The sequence below is a fragment of the Niveispirillum sp. SYP-B3756 genome, assembly GCF_009495745.1.
GTDB lineage: Bacteria > Pseudomonadota > Alphaproteobacteria > Azospirillales > Azospirillaceae > Niveispirillum.
Window position 1 is genome coordinate 64,042 of the sequence record NZ_WIDQ01000002.1, and the last position, 25,905, is coordinate 89,946.

The 25,905-nt window shown below is 63.4% G+C and carries 20 protein-coding genes; 13 read left to right on the forward strand and 7 right to left on the reverse strand.

From position 1 onward, the window contains the following. The first annotated feature begins 55 nt into the window (after positions 1-55). The 7 genes from GE253_RS04315 (at position 56) to GE253_RS04345 (ending at position 8,739) form a co-directional block, all read left to right on the forward strand. Positions 56-502 (forward strand): response regulator, encoded by a 447-nt coding sequence (locus GE253_RS04315; RefSeq protein WP_153202918.1) that lies wholly within the window; start codon positions 56-58, stop codon positions 500-502. A gap of 124 nt (positions 503-626) precedes the next feature. Then, complete coding sequence (locus GE253_RS04320) at positions 627-2,891, forward strand: helicase-related protein (RefSeq protein WP_153202919.1); 2,265 nt, start codon at positions 627-629, stop codon at positions 2,889-2,891. 113 nt (positions 2,892-3,004) lie between these two features. After that, positions 3,005-3,508 (forward strand): arsenate reductase ArsC, encoded by a 504-nt coding sequence (locus tag GE253_RS04325; protein ID WP_153202920.1) that lies wholly within the window; start codon positions 3,005-3,007, stop codon positions 3,506-3,508. A 256-nt stretch (positions 3,509-3,764) separates the two neighbouring features. Beyond that, positions 3,765-4,334 (forward strand): transcription elongation factor GreB, encoded by a 570-nt coding sequence (gene greB / locus GE253_RS04330; RefSeq protein WP_089289013.1) that lies wholly within the window; start codon positions 3,765-3,767, stop codon positions 4,332-4,334. Between the two features lie 208 nt (positions 4,335-4,542). Further along, a complete protein-coding gene (locus GE253_RS04335; protein WP_173012488.1) occupies positions 4,543-7,491 on the forward strand; it encodes an ATP-binding protein in 2,949 nt (982 codons plus the stop codon). Positions 7,492-7,631: 140 nt separating this feature from the next. After that, positions 7,632-8,084, forward strand: coding sequence for an Rrf2 family transcriptional regulator (locus GE253_RS04340; protein WP_153202922.1), 453 nt, complete (start codon positions 7,632-7,634; stop codon positions 8,082-8,084). Between the two features lie 25 nt (positions 8,085-8,109). Next, positions 8,110-8,739, forward strand: coding sequence for a hypothetical protein (locus GE253_RS04345; RefSeq protein ID WP_153202923.1), 630 nt, complete (start codon positions 8,110-8,112; stop codon positions 8,737-8,739). Between the two features lie 4 nt (positions 8,740-8,743). Here GE253_RS04345 and puuE read toward each other — a convergent pair whose 3' ends face one another. Beyond that, a complete protein-coding gene (gene puuE, locus GE253_RS04350; RefSeq protein WP_153202924.1) occupies positions 8,744-9,676 on the reverse strand; it encodes an allantoinase PuuE in 933 nt (310 codons plus the stop codon). A gap of 89 nt (positions 9,677-9,765) precedes the next feature. On the opposite strand from puuE, the gene uraD reads away from it, so the two are divergent. From uraD to adhP, 4 genes are all read left to right on the forward strand, one after another. After that, positions 9,766-10,293: a 2-oxo-4-hydroxy-4-carboxy-5-ureidoimidazoline decarboxylase gene (gene uraD, locus GE253_RS04355; protein ID WP_153202925.1), complete on the forward strand. Its 528-nt coding sequence runs from the start codon at positions 9,766-9,768 to the stop codon at positions 10,291-10,293. Continuing rightward, positions 10,290-11,708 (forward strand): NAD(P)/FAD-dependent oxidoreductase, encoded by a 1,419-nt coding sequence (locus GE253_RS04360; protein WP_153202926.1) that lies wholly within the window; start codon positions 10,290-10,292, stop codon positions 11,706-11,708. Before uraD ends, GE253_RS04360 begins: the two co-directional genes overlap by 4 nt. Then, entirely contained in the window at positions 11,696-12,052 is a 357-nt protein-coding gene (uraH, locus tag GE253_RS04365) for a hydroxyisourate hydrolase (protein WP_153202927.1), read from the forward strand. Before GE253_RS04360 ends, uraH begins: the two co-directional genes overlap by 13 nt. A gap of 163 nt (positions 12,053-12,215) precedes the next feature. Next, complete coding sequence (gene adhP / locus GE253_RS04370; protein ID WP_211101374.1) at positions 12,216-13,238, forward strand: alcohol dehydrogenase AdhP; 1,023 nt, start codon at positions 12,216-12,218, stop codon at positions 13,236-13,238. Positions 13,239-13,601: 363 nt separating this feature from the next. Here adhP and GE253_RS04375 read toward each other — a convergent pair whose 3' ends face one another. Together GE253_RS04375 and GE253_RS04380 are read right to left on the reverse strand one after the other, a co-directional pair. Beyond that, the gene (locus tag GE253_RS04375) at positions 13,602-14,075 is read right to left on the reverse strand and encodes a hypothetical protein (protein WP_153202929.1); all 474 of its coding nucleotides are present in this window, start codon (positions 14,073-14,075) and stop codon (positions 13,602-13,604) included. Further along, a complete protein-coding gene (locus tag GE253_RS04380; protein WP_153202930.1) occupies positions 14,068-17,364 on the reverse strand; it encodes a winged helix-turn-helix domain-containing protein in 3,297 nt (1,098 codons plus the stop codon). The genes GE253_RS04375 and GE253_RS04380 overlap by 8 nt, the downstream gene beginning before the upstream one ends. A gap of 575 nt (positions 17,365-17,939) precedes the next feature. Here GE253_RS04380 and GE253_RS04385 point away from each other — a divergent pair. Then, positions 17,940-18,548 (forward strand): hypothetical protein, encoded by a 609-nt coding sequence (locus GE253_RS04385; protein ID WP_153202931.1) that lies wholly within the window; start codon positions 17,940-17,942, stop codon positions 18,546-18,548. A gap of 95 nt (positions 18,549-18,643) precedes the next feature. Here GE253_RS04385 and GE253_RS04390 read toward each other — a convergent pair whose 3' ends face one another. The 4 genes from GE253_RS04390 to GE253_RS04405 form a co-directional block, all read right to left on the reverse strand. Further along, complete coding sequence (locus tag GE253_RS04390; protein WP_348770782.1) at positions 18,644-19,768, reverse strand: ABC transporter permease; 1,125 nt, start codon at positions 19,766-19,768, stop codon at positions 18,644-18,646. 10 nt (positions 19,769-19,778) lie between these two features. After that, positions 19,779-22,499, reverse strand: a complete 2,721-nt coding sequence (gene rbbA / locus GE253_RS04395) for a ribosome-associated ATPase/putative transporter RbbA (protein WP_153202933.1) — start codon at positions 22,497-22,499, stop codon at positions 19,779-19,781. Positions 22,500-22,534: 35 nt separating this feature from the next. Continuing rightward, positions 22,535-23,527: an HlyD family efflux transporter periplasmic adaptor subunit gene (locus tag GE253_RS04400; protein WP_153202934.1), complete on the reverse strand. Its 993-nt coding sequence runs from the start codon at positions 23,525-23,527 to the stop codon at positions 22,535-22,537. A gap of 77 nt (positions 23,528-23,604) precedes the next feature. Beyond that, entirely contained in the window at positions 23,605-24,522 is a 918-nt protein-coding gene (locus tag GE253_RS04405; RefSeq protein ID WP_153202935.1) for a LysR family transcriptional regulator, read from the reverse strand. Between the two features lie 178 nt (positions 24,523-24,700). Here GE253_RS04405 and GE253_RS04410 point away from each other — a divergent pair, with 178 nt between their 5' ends. Then, positions 24,701-25,894, forward strand: a complete 1,194-nt coding sequence (locus GE253_RS04410) for an acyl-CoA dehydrogenase (RefSeq protein WP_247878486.1) — start codon at positions 24,701-24,703, stop codon at positions 25,892-25,894. Positions 25,895-25,905 lie beyond the last annotated feature (11 nt).

Consider the following 25,905-nt stretch of genomic DNA (forward strand, 5'->3'; position numbering starts at 1 on the left):
TTCAATCCCCCTGTCGGCATCGGCCTGCCGGCCACCGAACCTTGGGGGATGAGACATGCACGTTCTGATCGTGGAAGATGAACCCTTGATCGCCGCCAGCGTGGAAGACGCGTTGGGCGGGGCCGGCATCAGTACCCGTTCAGCCGCCAATGCCGCCGAGGCTCTGGCCCTGGCTGAACGCACGCGTTTCGATCTGGCCCTGCTGGATGTCCGGCTGGGCTATGGCGAGAGCGGGTTGATGCTGGCGGAAATGCTGCTGGAAAGCCACGCCGTGCCCACCTTGCTGTTGACCGGGCTCAGCGAGTTGCCCGAGCATATCGGTGCCTTCGTCCTGGGTGTGCTGCACAAACCCTTCAGCGGGCAGGATGTGGTGTCGGCCGTTCAGGCTGTACGCCAGGTGGTCGCCGGGCAGACCGTCGAACATCTCCCACGCAACCTCACCTTCTATGGCGGGCACCGTCGCAATCAGCAGGATATGCCGGCCTTCATGGCGATGGCGTAATTGCCAGCAGCCCAACCAGCAGAATCCGGGGGCGTGAGTGCCATGTTCACGAACCCTCTGGGAATAGGCGGCGGCTTATCGCATATTGTGCACTTGCTAAATCGTTCTCATTGCCCGGTGCCCAATGGAAGTGTCGTCCCCGGAACAGGCTGTTCTGGACCCGGATCTGGTTTTCTCTGTCGCCCGCCATCACCCTGAAATCACCACTGCCGGCCGGCTGGGGCTGGATCGGGTGGAGCAGGCGCTGGCCTATGGCATGGTGCCGCTGGGCCTCCCCTTGCCGGAGGGCAAGCGCGATCTGGTGGTGATGGAGGACCGGCGCGAGGCCGTGGCGCTGGAGATTGAGGGCCAGGTGGCCCGGCTGATCCGCCGGCGCGAATTGCTGGAACAGGGCCGCCGCGCGCTGGACGGTGCCCCCGTCGCGCTCGTGGCGGCGGAGGCGAAGACACGGGTACGTGCCCGCACATCCGATGAGCTGAACTTCCCCGACCTGCCCGGCCCGATCAAGCTGGAGGTCAGCCGGACGCTGGATATTGACGAGCTGACCGGGTTGGAGGATGCGGAGCTGCGGGAGCGGCTGGTCAATGATCCGCAACTGGCCCAGGCGTTGGAACAGGCGCTGACCGATGTGGCCCAGCGCCTGTGGCAGCTGCGCGAGCTGGTGGGTGAGGCAGACGACAGCTGGACCTTCGAGAATCTGGGGGAGCGGCTTTACCGCATCTGCCGCAGCAATCATCAGCCCAACGATATTCTGCGCCGCTGGGAAGAGGTGGCGGACACCTGGCTGCGCGAACGCGCCGTGGCGCGCGGCCGCAACTTTGTGAACAGCGAGTTCGATTTCGCCAAGTTCGAGCGACTGTTCCCGCGCGCCCGCACCATGGGGCGCAAGCTGGTGCTGGTGATCGGCCCGACCAATTCCGGCAAGACACACCGGGCCATGACGGCGCTGCGGCAGGCCGAAACCGGATTCTATCTGGCCCCCCTGCGTCTGCTGGCGCTTGAGGTGATGGACCGGCTGAACCGCGACGGCACCCCCACCACCCTGCTGACGGGGGAGGAGGAAATCCGTGTGCCGGACGCCCGGCACACGGCATCGACCATCGAGATGCTGGACCCGGAAATCCCCGTCGATGTGGCAGTGATCGATGAAATCCAGATGCTGTCCGACAAAGATCGCGGCTGGGCCTGGACGGCGGCCCTGATGGGCGTGGCGGCGCGTACCGTTTATCTGCTGGGCGCGCCGGAGGTGCTGCCGCTGATCAAACGGATGGCACACCATCTGAACGAGCCGCTGGAGGTCGTGTCGCTGGAGCGCAAATCGCCCCTGCACATGATCGAACAGCGGCTGGAATATGAGGATGTGCGCAAGGGCGATGCGCTGATCGCCTTCTCCCGCCGCAACGTGCATCTGGTACGCGACATGGTGCAGGCCAAGGGCCTGACCGCCGCCGTGATCTATGGCGCGCTGGCACCAGAGGTGCGGCGGCGCGAAGCCGAACGCTTCACCAGTGGCGAGGCACAGGTGGTGGTGGCAACCGACGCCATCGGTATGGGCCTGAACCTGCCCATCCGCCGCGTGCTGTTCACAACGCTGGAAAAGTTCGACGGGGTGGAGCAGCGGGAGCTGCTGCCGACAGAGTTGAAGCAGATTGCTGGCCGCGCCGGCCGCTATGGCCATCACGAGGCTGGCGAGTTCGGCATTGTCGGCAAGGGTACGGCGGCACGGCTGCAGGCGCTGTGGAACCGGCCCGACAATGCCTTCGGGCCGAAAACCATGCTGACGGTGCGGCCGACCCGCGCCATGGTGGCCCGGCTGGCCGGGCGCATCGGCACCCACAACATGCAGCTGCTGGTGGACTGCTTTGCCGCCGCCAAGACGGCCGGCAGCCCCTACCGCGTCTCCGACCTGTCTTCCCTGCGCCGGTTGGCGCAGGAGCTGGATGAGCGGGATATCGGCTTTGAGGAGAAGCTGTCCCTGCTGTTCATGCCCTGCGATCTGGAAAAGGAAGTGGATGCCCGCTTCTTCCACCAGATGCTGCGCGCCGTGGAAAGCGGGGAGCCGGTGCCGCTTGGGCTGGTGGTGCCGCTGCGCATGGACCGGCTGGATGACTACGCGCTGGAGGAGCTGTCCCGTTCCTGCGACCTGTATTATTGGGCCAGCCGCAAATTCGCCCGCCTGTTCCCGGATCGTAAAGCCGTGGAGGAACGCCGGGGCCAGGTGGCCGGGCGTCTGTCGGAGCTGCTGGCCAGCACAGCGCGGCGACGCCAGGGCAAGCCGCATGGCGGCCCGCGTCCTGGCGGGCCCGGCCCCAATGGCGGACCGGGCGGCAAACCCGCCCCCGGCTTCCGCGGGGCACCGCGCAAACGCTATGGCCCCAAGCGGGGATAAGTTTAATGGATTTTTAATGCCCACAGGTGTGTCCGTCACCAAACCGTCATCGGCCTGTCACCACTCATCGCCATGATCGCGCGACCGTGGAAACAGGGCTGTTGGGGTCGATCATGACGGACAAACGGTTCAAGGTGCTGTTCATCTGCCGCAAGAATGCGGCGCGCAGCCTGATGGCGGAAGCCTTGCTCCGTCGCTGGGGCATGGGCCGGTTCGAGGTCTATTCCGCCGGGCCGGAGCCGCTGGATCAGCCCAATCCGCAGGCGATGGAATTGCTGCGCAAGGTCGGGATTGAGACTGACACGCTGCACCCGAAAAGCTGGGATCTGTTTGCCGGGACCGATGCACCGGTGATGGACTTCATCTTCTATGCCTGCGAAGACACCGCCAAGCTGCACCCGCCGCACTGGCCCGGCCAGCCCATGGTGGCGCAGTGGAACTTCCCCGACCCGCTGAGCCTGCAGGGGTCGGATATTGAGCGTCATGCGCTGTTGAATCTGGTGTTCGGCATGATTGAGCGCCGGGTGAAAATCTTCTGCGCCCTGCCCGACCACCGGCTGGCCAAGCTGACAGCCGCCGACATGTCGGACATTGCCACGGGCGAACACGCCGCCTGACACCAATCTCCCTTGATCGTGACCGATCCAGGGAGATTTCGCGTTCCCTCACACGCCGGGCGCTGCCGTCCGGCAGCTTGACTTGACGGCGCACGAGCGCCGGGCCGGCAGTCGCCGGCCTCCAATCCGCCAAGGGTCAAACCCTCGGCGGATTGGTAGACACCCTGTTGCCTTTATCAGAACCGATCGCTCTGCCATCTTGGCCCCATCCCGCTGCCGCGCTAAACAGGTGCGGCAGTGATGGGAAGGGACGGTGATGAGCAAAGCCTGGGTGAATGAAAATGCGCGGGATGCGGCGGCCGATGATGACGGCGCCGATGATCCCCGCCCCCTGCCACCCGGTACAAAGAACCACATCACGCCGGCCGGTTTCGACCGGATGCAGCGGGAGCTGCAGCAATTGCTGCGGGTGGAACGGCCCAAGGTGGTTGAAATTGTGCATTGGGCGGCCGGCAATGGGGACCGGTCGGAAAATGGTGATTATATCTATGGCAAAAAGCGCTTGCGGGAGATCGACCGCCGGATGCGCTTCCTTTCCAAGCGACTGGAAATCGCCAATGTTGTCGATCCCGCCCAGCAGAAGCAGAAGGACCGGGTGTTCTTCGGTGCCACTGTCACCTATGTCCGCGAGGATGACAGCGAGAATACCGTCACCATCGTCGGGGTGGATGAAACCGACATGGGGCCTGGGCTGATCAGCTGGGTCTCCCCTATCGCCCGCGCGTTGCTGAAGGCGCAGGTGGGCGATCTGGTGGCCGTACGCACCCCCGCAGGGCTGGAGGAAATCGAGGTATTGTCCATCCATTACCCCACGGCCAGCACCTGAAGCTCCGTTGCCTCCATCGCCCGCGGCAATCTTGGCTACGCCGCATGTGTGACCCTATGGCAATCGCCGCCATACCAAATTGCGGACACAGCGGGTAACGATGCTCTCCCCTGCACCTCGGAAGGGAAATATGCTATCCACAGCGCTGTGATGCAGGGGTGGCCCGATGACAAGGCTGATAACAGCCGGCCGTCCCCTTGAAAGGGGGATGATGCAGGGCGCTTCGGGTAAATCACTGCTGGCTTTGTTTGCAGCGCTGGCCCTCTTATGGGGGGCGATCATCGGCTTCCTGCATCTGGAGCGCGGCACCCTGCTGCGGGCTGCGGAGCGGGATGTCACCAACCTGTCGCTGGCCTTTGAAGAACAGTCCTTCTGGCTGCTCTCCACCGTGGATCAGCTGCTGCGCGCCGTGAAGGCCGATCTGGAAGCGGATGCCGGTCATTTCGATCTGGCACGGGTGATCCGGCGGCAGAATTCGCCGGCCGGGGCCAGTGTGGAGGTCTCGGTCATTGACGCGGCCGGGTATCTGCTGGCCTCCACCCGGGGGCTGGGACCAGATGCGCGCATCACCAACTATCTGGACCGCGCCCATGTGCTGGCCCATCTGGACCGGGACAGCGGCGGCATTTTCATTGGCCCCCCCATAATCGGCCGGCTGTCCGGTCGCCACTCCGTGCCCGTTTCGCTGCGCATCAACCGGCCCGATGGCAGTTTCGGCGGTGTGGCGGTGGCCGCCATCAACCCCGCCGATCTGGCCAATTATTACCGCCGGCTGGACCTGGGCAAAAGCGGCGTCGTCTCCATCGTCGGGATGGATGGCATGGTGCGCGCCCGTTCCGGGGAGGAGGATGGCGATAAGACGGGCAAGGCCGTGGGACAGCAAAGCATGTTGTCCACCCCGCTAATGTCCCGCTTCCGCCAGGCGCCATCCGGCAGTTTCACCACCGTCAGCGCCATTGACGGGGTCGAGCGGATCGTCGCCTACCGGGCCATCCGTGATTATCCGCTGATTGCCACTGTCGGCCTGTCGCTGGCAGAAGTGCTGGCCCCCTGGCACACGCTATTGGCCTGGACAGTGGCGGCCGGCATTCTAGCCAGCTTGGCCTTCTACGGCTTTTTCCATATGTTGCTGGTGGAAGAAAAGCGCCGCCAGCGCCAGGCCCGCGATACGGAAGAGGCCAACCGCCTGCTGCGGCTGGCCGAACAAGTGGCCATGGTGGGCCATTGGCAGATCGAACTGGCCAGCGGTCGGGTCATCTGGTCGGACGAGGTCTATCGCATTCACGGGCTGGACCAGAACAGCTTTCAGCCCAGCGTGGAAGCAGCGCGAAGCCTGCTTGAGCCGGAAGACCGCGACCTGTTATCCGCCCTGGTGCAGGAGGCGATCGACGGCGCGGGGAATTTCGAAACCCGGATGCGCATCCGCCGACCCGACGGAACCCTGCGCCATGTCGTGGTGCGCGGAATTGTCGTGCGTGACGAGGCTGGCGAAGCGCAGTCCCTGTTCGGCGCCATGAGCGACGTCACCGACCGCACCCGCCAGGAAGAGGCCCTGCGCGAAGCCCGCCGGGAGGCGGAGGAAGCCGCCAAGGCCAAGGCCGACTTCCTGGCCACGGTCAGCCATGAACTGCGCACGCCGCTGAATGCCGTGATCGGTTTTGCCGATCTGCTGTTGACCGCCAATCCACCGGAAGCAGAGCGCCGCCACTATATCCGCCTGCAGGCAGAGGCCGGTCGCACCCTGCTGGCCGTTATCAACGACGTGCTGGATTTCTCCAAGATTGATGCTGGCCGGCTGGAACTGGAGGAGATGGCCTCGGAAACGGTGGGGCTGCTGCAAACCTGCGTCGATCTGGTGCGCCCGATGGCGGAGGAAAAGGGGCTGCGGGTCATTCTGGATATCGCGCCCGATCTGCCGCCCTGGCTGATGCTGGACCCGACCCGGGTGCGCCAGATCGTGCTGAACCTGCTGAACAATGCGGTGAAATTCACCCAGGCCGGCCATGTCGGGCTGCGTGCACGGGTGGTGGTGGTGGAAAGCCAGCCCTTCCTGCGGTTGGCGGTGGAGGATACCGGGATCGGCATTCCCCCCGCCCGCCAGGGCAAGCTGTTCGAGCCATTCCACCAGGCCGATGCCTCCACCGCACGCCGCTATGGTGGCACCGGCCTTGGGCTGGCCATCTGCAAGCGGCTAGTCAGCCTGATGGAGGGAAGAATCGGCGTCAGCTCCGATGCCGGCCGGGGCAGCACCTTCTGGCTGGAGGTACCGTTACGGCCCACGGAGGCGCCAAACCACGCCCCAGCATTGCCCACCCCCGGCGCCACCGGGGCGGGGGCGGTGCCGGCCCGGCCGCTGCGGATTCTGGTGGCGGAAGATTTGCCGGTCAACCAGCTGCTGATCCGCGCCATCCTGGAACGGGCCGGCCATCAGGTGGAAATGGTGGCCGACGGCGCAGCAGCGGTGGAGGCGGTGCAGCACCATAATGTCGATCTGGTGCTGATGGATGTGCAGATGCCCGGTATGGACGGGCTGGAAGCAACCCGCGCCATCCGCTCCCTGCCCAGCGTGGCGGGGCGTATCCCCATTGTGGCTTTGACCGCCAATGCCCTGCCGGCGGAGGTGGAACGCTGCCGTCGGGCCGGCATGAATGACCATCTGGCCAAGCCGATTGAGGCCGAACATCTGGTGGCGGCCCTGGCGCGCTGGTCGCAGCGTATCGGTCCAGTTCAGCCCCCCCCGCCGGCGGAACTAACACCGTCCGCAGAAGCCCAGGTTGTCCCGGCAGCGCAAGAACAGGAGCCGGTGCTGCTGGAGGACATGCTGAGCCAGCTGGAAACTCTGATGGGGGCGGCCACGCTGCACAGCATGTTGTCGGAGGTCAATAACACGCTGCGCAACCGGCTTTCCATCCTGCAGGCCGAAGACACCCCCCGCGACACGGTGCGCACCAATGCCCATGCGATGATCTCGCTCGCCGGCAATTTCGGCCTGATGGAAATGTCGGCCAGCGCCCGCCAACTTGAACATCTGTGCGAGGATGCCAAGGCTGGCCCTGCGGAACTGGCGGCAGGCATCACGGCCCTGGCCCTGGCTGCCGAACGCGCGCAGGCCGCCCTGGCGGAACGCCTGCCGCAACTGGCCGCCGCCGAGGGGTAATTGCCAAGGTCGATCATTGTCCAGCAGCACGCCGGCAACGCCATCCAGAAAAACCAATCCCCTGGCTCTGGTTACCCTTGATATCCGGCAGCTTAAGCCCCAAGAAAGATACCGTTCCGTCCTGGAGAAGCCGTTTCACAATGTTGACTCAGCGGGCGAAATACGCCCTTCGTGCCTGCATCCATCTCGCCGATCAATATGGGGATGCCACCACCGTCCAGATCGCGGAGATCGCGGCGGCGGAGAATATTCCAGGCAAGTTCCTGGAGGCGATTCTGCTGGACCTGCGTAAGGCCGGGCTGCTGCACAGCCAGCGCGGCCGTAACGGTGGCTATCGTCTGGCGCGGGCACCGGAAAATCTCTCGGTCGGTGATATTATCCGCGTCATTGATGGCACGCTCGCCCCCATCCGCTGCGCCAGCCGGCTGAAGTTCGAGCCCTGTGCCGATTGTGAGGATGCGGCCACCTGCGTCATCCGCTGGGCCATGCTGAAGGCGCGCGACGCCATGGCGACGGTGCTGGACCGCTGCACCCTGGCAGAGGCGTCGCGCCGCCGCGCCTCCACCAACCAGCCGCTTGATTTCGTGATCTGATGCCGACCTTGGGGGGACGTACGCGATGGACAAGAAGCCGGTCGCCAAGGTTCCTTCCCATCTGGAGGCCCCGCGCACCAACCTGCTGATGCGCTCGGGGCGCTGGGTCAATCTTTATGATCCTTCTCCGGCTGATATCGTGCTGGAGGATTGGGTGACCGGTGCCTCCCGCGTGGCGCGCTGGGGCGGACAGACACAGGGGGATATCGCCTATAATGTGCTGCAGCATTCGGTGTTGCTGGAACAGGTGCTGGTGACATTGCTGGCACCCGATGCCAGCCCGACATTACGGCTGGCAGCATTGATGCATGATCTGCATGAAGGGGGTGGCCTGGGAGATGTCGTCACTCCCTATGGCAAGCTGTTCGCCACCGCCGGGCTGAAGGAAGTGAAGGCCCGGCTGGATCGGGCCCTGTTCCTGGCCACCGGCCTGCCCTGGCCCCTGCCCGCCCCGAAGGTGGACCTGATCAAGAAGGCCGATCGGGTCACAGCCATATCAGAGGCGGTGCAACTGATGGGCTGGCCGGAGAAATTGGCCCGCCGGGATATCGGCGGCAATTACCGGGGCCGGCTGTGGCTGGAACCGATCCAGGTCGTGGATGAGGCGACGGCACGAGGTGCCTGGTGGGAAAGATATCACGCGCTCGCGGCCTGATCTGTCATCTCTGCCACGGCTGCCTTTCATGCCAGTGCCGGGCGATATCCACCCGGCGGCAGACCCATACCTTGTCATGCGCCATGATATGGTCCAGCAGCCGTTCCAGGGCGCGGATGCGGCCGGGGCGGCCGATCAGCCGGGTATGCAGACCGATGGACATCATTTTGGGCGCGGTCGCGCCTTCCGCATAGAGCACATCAAAGGCATCGCGGGCATAGGTGAAGAAATCATCGCCCTGGTTGAAGCCCTGGGCGGTGCCGAACTTCATGTCATTGACGTCCAGCGTATAGGGAATGACCAGATGCGCCCGTTCCTGCCCCGGATAATGGCCGGGCGGCAGCCAATAGGGCAGATCGTCATCATAGGCGTCCGCGTCATAAAGGAAACCACCTTCCGCCACCACCAGCCGCCTGGTATTCGGCCCCAGCCGGCCGGTGTACCAGCCCAGCGGGCGCTCCCCCGTCAGATCGGTGAGCGTCTCTATGGCGCGCTGCAGATGCTCCCGCTCCACCTCTTCCGGTACATTCTGGTAATCGATCCAGCGCCAGCCATGGGACGCCACCTCATGCCCCGCCGCCACCAAGGCGCGGGCCGCATCGGGGTGGCGGGCCAGCGCCATGGCCACTGCGTAACAGGTGATTTTGATACCGTAACGGTCGAACAGCCGCATCAGCCGCCAGAAGCCGGCCCGGCTGCCATATTCATAGACCGACTCCACCGACAGGCCGCGCTGGCCGATCAGGGGGGATGTGCCCACCACCTCGTGCAGATAGGTTTCCGAATGGCTGTCGCCATGCAGGATGCTGCATTCGCCCCCCTCCTCGTAATTCATCACGATCTGCACGGCGATACGCGCCCCCCCCGGCCACTGCGGATGCGGCGGGTGGGCGCCATAGCCAATCAGGTCACGGGGATAGGGCGGTGATGACAGCATCGATCCCTCCGGCAAAAGGGTGGATGGGATAAGGATAGGCACAATATCGTTTCGCTTGCGCACAAAAAAATCCATGCCACAGTTGACGCATGATCGATGCTCTCCCCGCCCCTGTGCTGGATCGCCTGAACGCCGCCGATTGCGCGGGTTTTACCCATGCGCTGGGGGCGGTTTTCGAGGATAGCCCCTGGGTGGCAACGGCGGCCTGGGCGGCCCGGCCCTTCCCCGATATTGCTGCACTGCATCAGGCCATGGTGGCCGTGGTGGATGCGGCGGGGAAGGAACGCCAGTTGGCCCTGCTGCGCGCCCATCCCGATCTGGCCGGCCGGCTGGCGCGGGCCGGCGGGTTGACCGCCCATTCCAGCGCTGAACAGGCCGGGCTCGGGCTGGACCGGCTGTCGGCGGAAGAGTTTGACTTTTTCGACCGGCATAACCGCAGCTATCGGGAAAAATTCGGCTTTCCCTTCATCATTGCGGTGAAGGCGCAGACAAAGGCCTCCATCAAGGCGGCGATGGTAAAAAGGCTGGCCAATGATGCCGGCACGGAGCGCCGGACGGCGCTGGGGGAGGTCGCCATGATCGCCAAGTTCCGGCTGGAGGCCATGACAGACCCATGACCAACGAACGGCTCGCCGCTTTGGAAGCCCAGGTCGCCCGCGACCTGACCTATCTGGATTATCCCGCCCGCCCCTGGGTGCCGCCGCGATCCCATCCCGACGGCCCGGTGCGGGATGTGGTGATTGTCGGCGGCGGGCAGGCCGGCCTTGCCATCGCCTTTGGCCTGATGCGGGAGAAGCTGGGCAATATCCTGGTGATCGATCGCAACCCGGCGGGCCAGGAAGGGCCGTGGGTGACATTCGCCCGGATGATCACCCTGCGCACGCCCAAGCACTTGACCGGCCCCGATCTGGGCGTCCCCTCCCTCACCCCCCGCGCCTGGTTTGAGGCGACATATGGGGAGGCCGCCTGGGCCGACCTGGGCAAGCTACCCAAGGAAATCTGGCAGGATTACCTGATCTGGTATCGCCGGGTGCTGAACATCCCCCTGCGCAATGGGGTGGAGCTGACACAGGTGGTACCCGATGGCGATCTGCTGCGCCTGCGGGTGGAAACCGCTGCGGGGGAAGAGACGCTGTTGACCCGCAAGCTGGTGCTGGCCACCGGCATTGATGGCGCCGGGCGCTGGCATGTGCCGGATTTCATCCGTCAGGCGGTGCCGGAAGGGCTGTATAACCACACCTCTGAATTCATCGACTTCACCGGTCTGAAGGGCAAGCGCGTCGGCGTGCTGGGCGCCGGGGCCTCCGCCTTTGACAATGCCGGCACAGCGCTGGAGGCCGGGGTCGCCTCGGTCGATCTCTGCCTGCGCCGGGCGGATATTCCGCGCGTCAATCCCTATCGCTGGATGGAGTTCAGCGGCTTTCTCGGTCATTTCGCCGATATGCCGGATCTGGATCGCTGGCGTTTCATGCGCCACATCTTCGATCTCAACCAGCCGCCGCCGCAGGACACGTTTCATCGCTGCGCCATGCACCCGCATTTCACCTTCCATACGTCCTGCCCCTGGGAATGGGTGCGGATGGAGGGGGAGGAGATTCATGTCGGCACGCCGAAGGGTGTGATGATCTTCGATCATCTGGTGGTTGGCACTGGCTTCATCGTAGAAGCTGCCTTTCGACCGGAGGTGGCGGCCTTTGCCAAGGATATCGCCGTCTGGGCCGACCGTTTCACCCCGCCACGGGGGGAAGGCAACCCGCTGCTGGCCCGTTATCCCTATCTGGGGGACGCTTTCCAGTTCACGGAACGGAAACCGGGGGCCGCCCCGCATCTGGCCCATATTCACAACTTTACCTTCGGGGCCACCCTGTCCATGGGCCTGTCCGGAGCCTCGATCAGCGGGATGAAATACGGGGTAGCGCGGCTGGTGCGCGGGCTGATCCGCGATCTCTGGCTGGCAGACCGCCAGCATTTCCTGGATGATCTGAAAGCCTATGACCAAGCCGAACTTGTGAGCACAACATGGCCCGCCTGACCACCCATATCCTGGATACAGCACAAGGCCGCCCGGCCGCCAATGTGCGCATTCAACTGTTCCGCCTGCTGGCGGATGGCGGCCGGATGCTGCTGGCCGATCTGCACAGCAACCAGGATGGCCGCACCGACGAACCGCTGCTGGACGGTGACGCCATCGCGGTTGGGCCGTATGAGCTGCTGTTCCATATGGGGGATTATTTCACCCTGCATTATGTCGGCCTGGCCGACCCGTCCTTTCTGGACCAGGTGCCCGTCCGATTCGCCATCGCGGAAACAGGCGGCCATTACCATGTGCCCCTACTGGCCAGCCCTTGGGCCTATTCAACCTATCGGGGCAGTTGAGCGCCGATCCCGTTTAGCCTGACCCAGGGACCGTTCGGCAACAGGAGACATGCTGCTTTGGTATCAGAAGCCCCGTCTCTTGCGCTGGATCAAGGCAGCCGCATGGCACGCTCTCTATGGTTCGCTTGCCTGTTTGCTAAACGGAAAGGACAGAGCCACCATGTTGCCGCAGAAGATGAAGGCCGCCATCGTCCATGCCTATGGCAAGCCCCTGTCGCTGGAGGAGGTGGCCGTACCCCGCCCCGGCCGGGGGCAGATTCTGGTGAAGATCGCCGCCTCAGGCGTTTGCCACACCGACCTGCACGCCGCCGATGGTGACTGGCCGGTAAAACCGCCCCTTCCCTTCATCCCCGGACATGAGGGCGTGGGCACCGTGGTTGCTTTGGGCGATGGCGTCACCCAGGTGCGCGAAGGCGACCGGGTGGGTGTGCCCTGGCTCTATACCGCCTGCGGCCATTGCGAACATTGCATGACCGGTTGGGAAACCCTGTGCGAATCGCAGCAGAATACTGGCTATTCCGTCAATGGTGGTTACGCTGAATATGTGCTGGCCGACCCAAACTATGTGGGCCATCTGCCGAAGGATGTTTCCTTCACCGATATCGCCCCTATCCTGTGTGCCGGCGTCACCGTCTACAAAGGACTGAAGGAAACAGAGGCCCGACCCGGCCAATGGATGGCGATCACCGGTATTGGCGGGCTGGGCCATGTGGCCGTGCAATATGCCAAAGCCATGGGGTTGCATGTCGCCGCCATTGATGTGGCCGACAGCAAGCTGGCCCTGGCCCGCAGCCTGGGCGCCGATCTGACCATCAATGCCACCCAGGTGAATCCGGTAGAGGAAATCCGCCGCACCATCGGCGGTGCCCATGGCGTACTGGTCACGGCGGTCAGCCAATCGGCCTTCGGGCAGGCTATCGGCATGGCACGGCGCCATGGAACGGTTGCCCTGGTCGGCCTGCCGCCCGGCAATTTCCCCGTGCCGATTTTCGATGTGGTGTTGAACCGCATCACCATCCGCGGTTCCATCGTCGGCACCCGCGCCGATCTGGCCGAAGCGCTGATGTTCGCCGGTGAGGGCAAGGTAAAGGCCACCGTGTCGGTGGAAGCCATGGATGATATCAATGGCGTGCTGGGCCGCCTGCGCGACGGCCAGATTGACGGGCGCGTGGTGGTGACGCCGTAAGATCAGACAGAAAAGGCCATCCGGTTTCTCCATGGCACCCATGGCAAACCGGATGGCCACTGCAACCTCTCGACCGACATGCCTGATTGGCTGAGCTGGCAGGGTTTATGCCAATGGGCATGTCCCATGCCCATTGGCATAATACCAACGGTCATAATTCATGACCGTTGGTACGGCGGCGACTGCCGCCGCGCGGCACGTGCCGCGTGAAGCCAAGCCAACGGATGTTGGCGCCGGCGCCTGAGGTGCTGAAAATATTGACTGACGGTCAATATTTTCAGCCGCTGGTATAAGTCGACCGACGGCGGTACCCACACGGAGGGCTCTGATCCCGACAACAGGCTAGATCAGGGCCGCCGGGCATCAGACTTCGCCCGTGTTCTTCACCTGCGGGTCGGGGCTGGTGATGAAGTGAGAACCCACAACGGTACGAGCGAGGAGTTGGAAGGAGATGCCAACCGGCTTCGCCGTTTTGCTGTTGTTGGCGAAACAGATCGTCGCAGTGCTGGTAGAGGGCGAAGGGAGAACGTCTTCTGTTACATCCGGCAAAGGACCCGGAATGGCATCAACTTCGAGAAGCTGATCAAAGTCGCACATACCCGTGGCCTGCGCAGGGTTTGTGTTGATCAGCACACTGAAAAGCTGGAACTGCGCAGAGCTCAACGAGTAGGTGATTTTCCAACTCCCGCTCTGCGTGGGGACCGTTACAACGCCCGCGGGGGTGACGCTGACACCCTCTGGAAGGGGAATGGCACCAGGAGAATAGGTCCATGCGTAACCGCCTGGGATCGCAGTAATATCGACGTTAACAGTGAACTGGTTATCGACTTCAATCATGACTTTTTTCCCTTCGTTTGAAGCTGGAAACATAGCGAATAAATCCTTGGCGTTTATAACCGATACTCTCCATCCACGCCAAAGCGTCAGAAACAGATTCGGTTTCATCAAGGCATATATGCGCTCTCACCCAAACATCTTGTACAGAGAATCTCTTTGCGTCAATCGCAATTAATGGATGTAGCAAATTTATAATTTCCCGACAGATTCTATTAGATTCCTGCGTGTTTCTCAGGGCTCTCTCTGCCTCCGATAGGAAAATCATCCCAATAGCAACATGGGAAACGAACGTGGAGTCACTCCCCATACTCCTGTCAACAGAAGCCAGCACCTTCTTTAAGTGATCACGCGCCTGTACAGCCCGCCCCATGCGCAGCAGGGTTTCCCCCAAATAGATATTATTCGCTATATCTGCTTGGCGTACGGCAAAGTTTGTCGGGTTTTCGTGCGACAAGGCAGCCAGTTTTTTTGCTGTCGCCTGCTGCATTTCCAGAACTGTTTCCAGGGGCCGACGGTGCACCCACATGCTGCCAGCCACCAGATTGATGCGAAGCTGGGCATTTTGCCAGATTCGGTTGCTGGGATCATGCTGTACCAGTAACTGACCGAGAATCTGACCCTCCGTGATCGCCGCGTCGGCTTCCGCGTCACGCCCCATAGCGTCAAGCAGCCGGGCATATCGGTGCAGGGCAGTCACAGTGTCATAGGTCCAGCTATATTCTGAAGGAGCAGTTGCTCTGAGCGCCCGTAATTCAACCTGTTCCTGCTCATACAGCGAAAGCGCCTGACGCAACTCGCCTTGCGCCTCCCGAACGCTGCCCAACCAGGACAGAGTATCGGCAAGTTCAGCCCGCAATCCCCGGTCGTTGGGCCGCCGGATCAAGGCGCGGCGTTTCAGCGACAGAGACCGTTCAAAATAGGTGGCGGCAACGTCGCTGGCACCGCGCGTCCGGTAAATCGAACCAAGACTGTTGGCTGCATAGGAAAGTTCAATCCATGCATCCACGTCATCCGGGCTTATTTCATTCATGCGAATGCTATATTGTTCATATTGGGTAAAAAAACGTTCAGCCTCATCGACCGCGTTTGCGTCCAGCGCAATCTGCCCCAGCCAGAAGGCGTCTGCGCCCAGATCCTTCAACAGGTCCAACGTCTCGATCCCCTGAGCCAGATTGGCGTCCAGCAGTTTCTTAGCCAACAGCAGGGCGCTGCGGGCCGCATCCGGATCGGCCCGTGCCCGGGCCACCTCGGCAATGGTCTGCAGGGCGCGAGCCTGCTGCATCCGCGCCTCGGGCGACAGATCGTTTATATTGCTGTTGCCAAAATAGCTGAGCGCCTTGCCGCCAATGTCCGACAGCAGGTCCAGCCGGCCCAGCGGGCGCAGTTTCTCGGCGAAGTCGCCCACCATGAAATTCATCAGGTCTTCGGCCTGCCGGCGACGATGCTCGGCCATATCCTCTGCCTGGTTGGCGCGCAGGCCCAGCAGCAAGGCCACCAGCGCCACCAGCCCGAAACCCAGCGAAATCACGAAGCGGCGTTGATCTGCCTGCCGTTCCCGCCGTGCAGAGGCGGCGATGAAGGAACGAACATCACCGCTGAGCGGTATCTGCATCTGTCGGGTCAGTTCCCGCGCCTCTTCCAACTGCTTGCCGCGTGGCAGCAGCAGGTCCACCCGACGCCCTTCTTCCGTCCAGCGTCGGGCCGATTCCTCCAGCCGGCTGCGCGCGTTCAGAGCCTGTCGGTGCTGGGCGATCCAGCCCGTAACGCGCGGCCATTGGCGCAGCATGGCTTCGTGCGCCACCCCAAAGACCGGCACCCCGTCATAGACCAGACTGACGAACAGGCGCTGTTGCACGAAGGTGCGTACCAGAATACGTTCCATCTCACTGCTCAGGGAGGACCAGGGCATACGCCGGCTGCGCGCGGCACCATCGGCGCCGATGCTGCCCCCCATGGTGACGATCAGGGACAAAACCTTTGGCAGGCAGAGACGGGACGCCTCTGGCAGCTGGTTCAGGGTGGTTTCGGCGCGTTTGCCGATGGCGCCGCCGATGCCGCCCAGGGCGCGATAGGCCGCGACGGTCAGTTCGCGGCTGGTACTCCGCTGCAGGTAAAGTTCGTGCAAAGTATATTGCAGAAGGGGCAGTGCATCGGGATTGTCCGCCGTACCATCACACAGGATATCATCAAGCTGAGCCTTGCTTTCATCATCCACCCCAAAGCTCAACCCGGCGGCCAGGGCGGGCATCCGGATCATCTGCATGATTTCCGCCCGGGTGGGCGGGGCCAGATCAAAATGCGCCCCGGCGGCCTTGGCCGCCATCAGTACCGGCTCGCACGCCACATCTGGATAGAAATCATTCCGGCAGGCGGCCAGCACCAGAACAGCACCGGTACGGGCCAACCGGTCCAGCCCGGCGAAAAAGCCCCGCCGCTGCGCCTCATCGACAGCCGGATTATTGAAGATCGCCTCCAGCCGATCAACGAACAGCAACACGCGGGTTTCCGCCGGCATCCTGGCAAACAGCGCGGCGACCGCGTCCGGCCGCGCATCATCCAGGGCGGCTGCCACGCTTTCGGCACTATGCCCCTCCAGCAGCGGTTCGCCCGCCGCCTCAAGATCCAGCAGGGCGCCGCCAACGGCCATGCCCAAGGGCATTCCGCTGATGTCGCCCATATCCAGCATCGTGCTGTCCAACAGGCGGAACGGCTGATCTGGGCGCCGCAGTGCCGGCAGCAAGCCGGCGCGGATCAGGGACGTCTTGCCGCTGCCGCTGGCGCCCAGCACAAGCACCAACCCACCATCCGGCGTCTGGGCATGGCGTAAGATGGTCTCCCGCAGGGCAGTGATGGCCGCATCCCGGCCAAAAAACACGGCCGAGCGTGATTCATCGAATGCCTCCAGCCCCACAAAGGGAGAATTTTCAGACCAATCGGAAGGGGAGGAGGTTACCGTAAGGTCAGAGACAATCGTCACGGGGGCGACCGTCCTGTATCCACGCTTACGTATGTTCTCTATGTAACGCACCTGCCCCGGATCATCGCCCAGAAGTCTGCGCAACTGGGCAATGGCCTTGTGCACCTGATTGTCGCCGACAGCCAGGCCATCCCAGCAGGAACGCAGCAAATCTTCCGCGCTGAGGATCTCTCCTGCCTGGCTGCACAGCGCCACCAGCACATCCATGGCCCGTGGCTCCACCTTCACCGGCTGCTGGCGCTGGTGGTGGGTCAAGGTGCAACTGGAGGCATCGACCTGCCATTCACCGAAATGGAAAAATCTTATCCGCAATGTCGCCCCACCTGACCGATATACCCGTGCCGGCCCTCGCTGCGGTGGAGTCTCTCCCGCCAGCGGGGATACGCCGCCGCTCGAATCGCGCTGCCATTCTGGTCCCAGCCAGCCGCCGGCTTACGCCAGTTTCTGATTACCCCCAGGCCGTTTCCAGACTGTCCACACCCCACCCCACAGCCCTTCCGATGATAGGCAAGTCGAAGGTTATAGTCCAATCCGATGAGCCCAATCAAACCCACCAAAGATTATGTAAATCGACTTTGATACGACATATGCGTGCAGGTGCGATCCTTCCAGCAAGGTTCCCCTGCCCACCGCATATGCCTTCTCCCCTGCTTCCCAGGGGAAAAAACGCGTGCCAAGCGCTGGGATCAGCACCTCGATGTTTCCTGAATTATTATTTTAAAACAAATCACTAAGCACCGGAAGATTTTCAGAAGCACCCGGTTCGGGAAAGCTGACCTAAACTTGGGTCCATAGCAAGCCCCCGGGGTCGACCCGACCAAGCCGGGGGCGGCTGGTCCGAATAGAACGCCCAAGCAATTGGCCTTATCCCGGAAGAGGGTCGTGACATGGATTTCCACATTCCGTCGCTCATGAAGATGAACGAAGCCTTCGCTTTCGGTCGCCTCGGTGCCGTCCATGGTGGAACCTATTTCCCGCGGGGTGAGCGCCCCTCCCGTCGTGACCGGTCACATTCTGCGGTTGCAAGCATGGCGCAACATGCCATTGCCAAGCCGGTAAGCCCGCCGCAGCCATCCCTTCCTCCCCAGACGACACCGACACGCTGCATTACCCCGCAGACCCCGCGCCTGAACGATCTCTGGACGACCGCGGAAACGGGCCGGCTCGACGGGCGCGATTTTTGGGTGATCGACAATTGTCAGTCCAAGGAGGAGGACAGTGCCATGGCCTTCTTCTCCTTCAATTTGGAACAGCCGTGCGACATCGGCCTGACCCTGTCGATGCGGGCCGCCGACCCCGGCCCGTCTGCATTTGAAATTATCGTAACCGGTCACGTTATCAGCCGGCATTACACGGTGGTTGACCGTTTCATCTCCCGGACCTTCACCATTCCGGCCTCCGTGCTGAGCAACGGGCGTAATGCATTGTCCATCAGCACCATTCCGGGTTATCATGGTATCTGGATCGAATCGGCAGGCGTCAGCCCGCTGGGATGAGTCCGCAATGGTGAGTTTGTCCGGTTGAAAAGCCCGGTGACAGGGACTGCCATCCCCGTCGCCGGGCTTTTCATTGGCGGCAGTCGTTGTCATGGTCACTGGCTGCGGGCCAACATGGCGCGGAATTGCGGCAGGGCGACCGCTAGAAAGCCCGCCCCCAGCCCCGCCAGCACCAGCAGTTGCGGCCAGATGATGGCCAGCCCGGCCCCGCGATAGAGGATGGCCTGGGCCAGTTGCACGAAATGCATCGTGGGCGAGACCTGCACCAGCCATTGCAGCACCGTCGGCATACTTTCCAGCGGCGAGGTGGCCCCGGACAGCATGTTCAGCACCAGGAAAACCGGGATACCGACCAGGGAGAATTGCGGCATGGAACGGGTGACCGTGGCCAGCAGGATGCCCAGCGACATGGTGGCGAACAGATAAAGCGCCACACAGGTGAGAAAGAGCGGGACAGAGCCTTCAATCGGCACGCCCAGCCACAACCGCACCACGAATTGCAGCGACAAGCCGGTGGCCACCAGAATCACCAGCCCATTGGCCCAGATCTTGGCCGCCGCGATTTCCGACGCCCCCAGCGGCATGACCAGCAGATGTTCGATGGTGCCATGCTCCCGCTCCCGGATCACGGCGGCCCCCACCAGCAGGATGGACATGATGGTGATATATTGGATCACCGCCATCACCGCCTGAAACCACATGCCTTCCAGATTGGGGTTGAAATAGGTGCGGGTGACCAGGGAAACCGGCGCCCGGTTGGGGGCATCCGGCGACAGCGCCGCGGCCACCTCCTGATTGATGATGGTCTGGATATAGGCACTGCCCAACCCGGCCATGGTCATGGCCGTGGCATCGATATTCAACTGGATGGTCGGCTGATGGCCCTCGCGCAGATCGGCTTCCAGCCGGGGTGGCAGGTCCAGCACGAAGGCATATTTCCCTTCATCCATGGCCCGGTCCACCTGCGACCGGTCGATCAACTCCGGCGTCTTGAATTGCGGGGGCAGCAGGGCATCGCGGAGGCGACGGGACAGGGCGGAGCCGTCACCATCCACCACCGCCACCCGCGCGCCCGCCACATCCGTTTTCACGCCCGTGGCCACCGTATAAACACTGACCGAGAAGCAGTAGATGATGAAGGCCAGCAACACCTTGTCGGCCAGCACGGAAGAGAGTTCCTTGACGCCCAGATGATAGACGGTGATGAACCAGCGCAGAATCCCGCCCATCTCACGCCTCCTGCTTGCGCAGCAGCAGCGATGCCGCCGTCATGAAAACCAGGGCGAACAGGCCCAGCATGACAAATTCCAGATGCAGTGCTCCGAAATCCCGCGCCTTGGCAAAGGCGCCCAAGCTGATGGTCTGAAACCAGAGGGAGGGGAAGGCCCTGCCGATCAGCGCCGCCCCGCCTTCCAGGGTGGAGGCGGGGTAGAGGAAACCGGAGAAATTGATCGCCGGCACCACGCTGATGATGGCGGTCACCAGGATGGCGGCCACCTGGGTGCGCACGAAGGTGGAGACCAGCAGCCCCAGCCCGGTGGCCGCCATGATATAGAGCCCACCGCCCAGCAGCAGCCCGGCCAGTGACCCATTCACCGGTACATCGAACAGCAGCACCGTGGTGGTGACCAGAATCAACAGGGCAGCAAAGCCAATCGCCACATAGGGCATCTGCTTGCCCAGCAAGAATTCCGGTACCGAGGCGGGGGAGGCGTAGAGATTGGCAATCGACCCAATCTCCCGCTCCCGCACCACGCCGATGGCTGTCAACATGCCGGGGATCATGATCATCACCACCATGATGATGCCAGGCAGGATGGCATTGGCGCTGCGGAAGGACTGGTTATAGCGGAAACGCGGCTGGATGATCGGCCCGCTGGCCGCTGCCGTGGCGGTCGTGGAGCGGCTGACCAACTCCTGGGCGTAACGTTGGGCAATGCCTTGCACATAACCCCGCGCCGTTTCCGCCCGGAACGGCATGGCCCCATCCAGATAGACCGCTAACTCCGGCTGGTGGCCATTCAGCAGGTCACGCCCGAAGGAGGGCGGGATCGCTACCACCAGCCGCAATTCACCAGAGCGCAGCCGCCGTTCAATCTCCAGATCGCTGAACACCGGTGCCCGTTCCTGAAAATAGCGGGAGCCGGAAAGATTCTCCACCAACTGTCGGCTTTCCAGTGACTGGTCACGATCAAATACCGCATAAGGCAGGTTTTCAACGTCAAAGGTAATGCCATAACCGAAGGTCAATAACAGGATCAGCGGTCCGATCAGGGCGAAGGCAAGCCGTATCCGGTCACGCAGTACCTCGGTCATCTCACGGCGGGCAAAGGCCCAGATGCGGCCGAAGGATGCCATCAGCTCCCCCTTGCCCCCCAGGGTCACCGGTTCGGCCGGCGCGTCCGGTTCGATCACAGGCGGTGGCTGGCTGGGGGCGGCTTCCTCCAGATAGGCGATGAAAGCTTCTTCCAGTGAGAGCCCCCCCTTGGCCGCACGCAGTTCCGCCGGCGTGCCGACCGCCAGCACCCGACCGGAATGCATCAGGGAGATACGGTCACAGCGCTCTGCCTCATTCATGAAATGGGTGGACACAAAGATGGTCACCCCGTCGCGGCGGGACAGATCGGCCAGATGCCGCCAGAACAGATCACGCGCCGCCGGGTCGACACCCGATGTCGGTTCATCCAGGATCAACACATCAGGCTTGTGCAGGCAGGCGGCTGCCAGTTGCAACCGCTGCCGGATGCCCAGTGGCAAGGAAGCCGGCAATTCATCCGCCACCTCTGCCAGCCCGAAGGTCTGCAACGCCTCATCCGTGCGGGCCTGCACGGCCGCCGCATCCATGCGGTACAGGCGGGCGTGCAGCAGCAGGTTGGCGCGGACGCTCAATTCCTCATAAAGCGAGAAGCTCTGCGACATATAGCCGACGCGCAGCCGCGTTTGCATGTCCGCCGCGCCGATGGGCCGGCCCAGCAGGCTGGCCGTGCCCTCGGTCGCCGGCAACAGGCCGGTCAGCATCTTCATCGTGGTGGTCTTGCCGCAGCCGTTGGAGCCGAGGAAGCCGAAAATCTCCCCCTTGCCGATACGGAAGCTGACATGATCGACCGCCGTGAAGGCCCCGAACCGCCTTGTCAGCCCGTCGGCGACAATGGCATCCGGCCCGTCATGCAGCACGCGCGGCGGCATCACCAGGGCGGCCCCCGCCCCGCCCCCGGCGGCCAGATTGGCGAAGGCCTGTTCGGGATTATCGGCACCGGCCTGTTGCAGCACCGCCTGCATCGGCCCCGCCGCCAGCACCCGGCCTTCATCCACCACCACCAGATGCTGGAAACGCGCCGCCTCTTCCATATAGGCCGTCGCCACGATCACGGTCATGCCCGGCCGTTCGGCGCGGATATTGTCGATCAGGCTCCAGAACTGGCGGCGTGACAACGGGTCCACACCCGTGGTCGGCTCATCCAGAATCAGCAGGTCGGGATCATGGATCAGGGAGCAGCAGAGCGAGAGTTTCTGCTTCATCCCGCCCGACAGCTTGCCCGCCGGCCGATCGGGGAACGGGTCCAGCCCGGTGGCGCGCAGCAACCGGTCGATGCGCTGCCGCCGCTCCGCTGCCGACTGGCCGAACAGCCGGCCGAAAAAGTCGATATTTTCCGCCACCGACAGGGTGGGATAGAGGTTGCGCCCCAGCCCCTGGGGCATATAGGCGATACGCGGGGCGACAAGATCGCGGTGTTTGGCATCGGCCATATCACCACCCAGCACCCGCACCTGCCCCGTCTGCAGGGTCCGCACCCCGGCGATCAGGCCCAGCAGGGTGGATTTGCCCACCCCGTCCGGCCCGATCACCGCCACGGTGGCGCCGGCTGGCACCTCCAGGCTGACGGCATCCAGGGCCGCCTTGTCGCCATAGCGGTGGGAAACGGCGGAAAGAAGGATGGCGGTTTCAGACATGGGCTGACCCCTGGGCGGCAGCGGGAAGGAACGGGTCAGCGGGCCGGCTTGGGCGGCAGTTTCACCGCCAGATCGGCCGGCCATTTGGCCCCCAGCTCCGTCAGCACATAGCCCTGGCCGGTCAGCCCGGCGCGCACATAATCCCGATAGGTTTCCAGCAATTGCGGGTCGACCGACAGCTTCACCCGGTACATCAGCTTTTCCCGCTCATCGCTGGTTTCCACCGTCTTGGGCGTGAACTGCGCCTCCGCCGCCACGAAGGAGACGCGGGCCGGGATGACATAGCTGGGGGCGGCATCCAGCACGATCCGCGCCTCCGACCCATGCGCCACCCGGCCAGCCTGGGAGGTGGGCAGGAAGACGGTCATATAGACATCGCTCAGATCCAGCAGGGTGGCCACCCGCCCGCCCGCCGCCAGCACCTCTCCCGGATGGGCCAGCTTATATTCGATGCGGCCGGCAACGGGGGCGGCCAGCACCATGTCGGCAATGGTGCTGTCAATCTGTGCCACCTGGGCGCGAGCCTGTTCCACGGCGGCCTTGGCATCGGCGACCGTCGCCTCCGCCGCCTGGATATTGGCGTAGTTCACCTCATGCTGGGACTTGCGGCGATCCACCTCCGACGCAGGCGTGGCCGATGTCTTCAGCAGCTCCTGCACCCGGCGCAGTTCCACGCCCGACAGCTTATACTCCGCCTGCCGGATGGCCACCATGGCCTCGGCCTGGGTCACCCCGGTTTCCGCCCGGCGCAAAGCTGCCTGGGATGCGGCCAGCTCGGCCTTCAACGTTGTGGTGTCCAGATTGGCCACAACGCCGCCGCGCGGCACGGCGTCGCCTTCCCGCACGGTGATTTCCGCCAGCTTGCCGGCATATTTGGTGGCGATGTCGACCCGCTCCACCTCCATCCGACCATTGGCGGTGGCAAGCCCGGCCGGCAATTGCCCCGCCCGGCTTTGCTGCCAATAGAAAAAACCACCGGCCCCCAAGGCAGCCACGGCGACAATGATCAGCAATGGTGCGGCACGCATACTGAATTCCCCCTGGGGCTTACCGTTCACATTGGAAAGGCTCTAAACCTCATTGCCCGTTGCCGCATTGCGGAAGATCAATCCGTCACCGAAGTGTTTCCATTTCCGCCCGCTTCCGCCAGCAGCCAATCGCGGAAAGCCACCAGCGGGGCATAGCGCTCCTTCTCCGCTGGATAGACGAGGTGATAACCACCGCCATCCTGCCCGGCCAGGCCGGGCAGGCGGCAGAGGCTGCCATCGGCCAGCTCATCCGCCACCAGGATACCGGGCACCAGGGCGCAGCCCAGACCGGCCACGGCGGCGCGGATGACCAGCAGGAACTGTTCGAACACCAGCACCGGCTGATGCGGGTCCGCCGCCAGCCCCTGGGCGGCAAACCAATGGCCCCAGGCGGTGGGCCTGGTTTCCTGCTGCAATAGGGTGGCGCGGGCCAGATCGGCCGGCTGATGCAGACCCAGCCTTGCCACCAGGGCGGGGGCAGCCACGGGCACCAGCTCTTCCCCGAAGAAACGATGGCAGATCAGACCGGTGCTACCAGGATCAACGCTCATGATCGCCGCATCGATCCCTTCCGCCCGCAAATTAAAAGGGCGCACCCGGGTGGAAAAATTGACACTGATATCCCGATGCCGGGTAAAAAAACCGCCCATACGTGGGATCAGCCAGCGGGCACCAAAGGTGGGCAGGATGGCCAGATCCAGCGTACCGCCCCCGCCGGCAAAGGCGATGGTCTGTGCCGCCGCCTGGGCGATGCGGCCCAACGCATCGCGCGCCTGTTCGGCCAGGAAGCGCCCCGCCGGGGTCAGCACCACGCGCTGGCGCACCCGTTCGAACAGCACCACGCCCAACTGCCCTTCCAGTTGGGCCACCTGCCGGCTGATCGCGCCCTGGGTCTGGTTCAGCTCCAGCGCCGCCGCCCGGAAGCCACCCAGCCGGGCCGCCGCTTCAAAGGCAATCAGGGCGGCGGTGCTGGGGATCAGGCGGCGGGAGAACATGGGTGCGGATCAGCCGGAAGGTGATGAGGGTTCATGGCAAGCTACCACGCATTTGCTGTGAACATGACGCCAACTTGATGCTGATCACGCATCAAGTTGGTGAGCAAACATGGTTTGCCGGCCGGGCCGGGCAGGCGTAAGCCAGAAGCCACAACAGCCCTTCCAACCCAGAGGACAGATGATGGCCGGCGATCTTGGCAGCTTTCAGTGGGATGACGCCTTTCTGCTGGATGACCAGTTGGACGAGACGGAACGGCTGGTCCGCGACAGCGCCCGCGCCTATGCCCAGGAAAAGCTGGCCCCCCGTGTGCGGGAGGCCTTTGCCCGCGAACATACCGACCCGGCCATTTTCAAGGAGATGGGCGATCTGGGTCTGCTGGGCGTCACCATCCCGGCCGAATATGGCGGGGCCGGCCTGGGCTATGTCGCCTATGGGCTGGTGGCGCGGGAGGTGGAGCGGGTGGATAGCGGCTATCGCTCCATGATGAGTGTGCAATCCTCGCTGGTGATGCACCCGATCCATGCCTATGGCAGCGAAGAACAGCGGCAGAAATATCTGCCCAAACTGGCATCCGGCGAATGGATCGGCTGTTTCGGCCTGACGGAACCGGATGCCGGTTCCGACCCGGCGGGGATGCGCACAAGGGCGGAAAAGATCGAGGGCGGTTATCGCCTGACCGGCGCGAAGATGTGGATCACCAATGCCCCCATCGCCGATGTCTTCGTCGTCTGGGCCAAGTCCGACGCGCATGGCGGTGCCATTCGGGGTTTCGTGCTGGAAAAGGGCATGAAGGGCCTCTCGGCCCCCAAGATCGAAGGGAAAATGTCGCTGCGCGCCTCGGTGACGGGTGAAATTGTCATGGATGGGGTGGCGGTGCCGGAAGATGCCCTGCTGCCCAACGTCTCCGGCCTGAAAGGCCCGTTCGGCTGCCTGAACCGGGCGCGCTATGGCATTTCCTGGGGGGCAATGGGGGCGGCGGAGGCCTGTTTCCACGCCGCCCGGCTCTATACGCTGGACCGCAAACAGTTCAACCGACCGCTGGCCCAGACCCAGTTGGTGCAGAAGAAACTGGCCGACATGTTGACGGAGATCAGCCTGGGGCTTCAAGCTTCATTGCGGGTGGGACGGCTGTTTGAGGCGGGCAAGCTGGCGCCGGAAATGATTTCCCTGGTCAAGCGCAACAATTGCGGCAAGGCGCTGGATATTGCGCGGGCCGCCCGCGACATGCATGGCGGCAACGGCATTTCCGATGAATATCCTGTGATGCGCCATATGGTGAACCTGGAAACGGTGAACACCTATGAAGGCACCCATGATGTCCATGCCCTGATCCTGGGCCGCGCCATCACCGGGCTGCAGGCGTTTTTCTGAAGGCGGCAGGG

What these genes read in the sequence shown, in the direction of transcription:
- GE253_RS04315 (WP_153202918.1), top strand. Translation starts at nt 56, where the DNA reads ATGCACGTTCTGATCGTGGAAGATGAACCCTTGATCGCCGCCAGCGTG.
- GE253_RS04320 (WP_153202919.1), top strand. Translation starts at nt 627, where the DNA reads ATGGAAGTGTCGTCCCCGGAACAGGCTGTTCTGGACCCGGATCTGGTT.
- GE253_RS04325 (WP_153202920.1), top strand. Translation starts at nt 3,005, where the DNA reads ATGACGGACAAACGGTTCAAGGTGCTGTTCATCTGCCGCAAGAATGCG.
- greB (WP_089289013.1), top strand. Translation starts at nt 3,765, where the DNA reads ATGAGCAAAGCCTGGGTGAATGAAAATGCGCGGGATGCGGCGGCCGAT.
- GE253_RS04335 (WP_173012488.1), top strand. Translation starts at nt 4,543, where the DNA reads ATGATGCAGGGCGCTTCGGGTAAATCACTGCTGGCTTTGTTTGCAGCG.
- GE253_RS04340 (WP_153202922.1), top strand. Translation starts at nt 7,632, where the DNA reads ATGTTGACTCAGCGGGCGAAATACGCCCTTCGTGCCTGCATCCATCTC.
- GE253_RS04345 (WP_153202923.1), top strand. Translation starts at nt 8,110, where the DNA reads ATGGACAAGAAGCCGGTCGCCAAGGTTCCTTCCCATCTGGAGGCCCCG.
- puuE (WP_153202924.1), bottom strand. Translation starts at nt 9,676, where the DNA reads ATGCTGTCATCACCGCCCTATCCCCGTGACCTGATTGGCTATGGCGCC.
- uraD (WP_153202925.1), top strand. Translation starts at nt 9,766, where the DNA reads ATGATCGATGCTCTCCCCGCCCCTGTGCTGGATCGCCTGAACGCCGCC.
- GE253_RS04360 (WP_153202926.1), top strand. Translation starts at nt 10,290, where the DNA reads ATGACCAACGAACGGCTCGCCGCTTTGGAAGCCCAGGTCGCCCGCGAC.
- uraH (WP_153202927.1), top strand. Translation starts at nt 11,696, where the DNA reads ATGGCCCGCCTGACCACCCATATCCTGGATACAGCACAAGGCCGCCCG.
- GE253_RS04375 (WP_153202929.1), bottom strand. Translation starts at nt 14,075, where the DNA reads ATGATTGAAGTCGATAACCAGTTCACTGTTAACGTCGATATTACTGCG.
- GE253_RS04385 (WP_153202931.1), top strand. Translation starts at nt 17,940, where the DNA reads ATGGATTTCCACATTCCGTCGCTCATGAAGATGAACGAAGCCTTCGCT.
- rbbA (WP_153202933.1), bottom strand. Translation starts at nt 22,499, where the DNA reads ATGTCTGAAACCGCCATCCTTCTTTCCGCCGTTTCCCACCGCTATGGC.
- GE253_RS04400 (WP_153202934.1), bottom strand. Translation starts at nt 23,527, where the DNA reads ATGCGTGCCGCACCATTGCTGATCATTGTCGCCGTGGCTGCCTTGGGG.
- GE253_RS04405 (WP_153202935.1), bottom strand. Translation starts at nt 24,522, where the DNA reads ATGTTCTCCCGCCGCCTGATCCCCAGCACCGCCGCCCTGATTGCCTTT.
- GE253_RS04410 (WP_247878486.1), top strand. Translation starts at nt 24,701, where the DNA reads ATGATGGCCGGCGATCTTGGCAGCTTTCAGTGGGATGACGCCTTTCTG.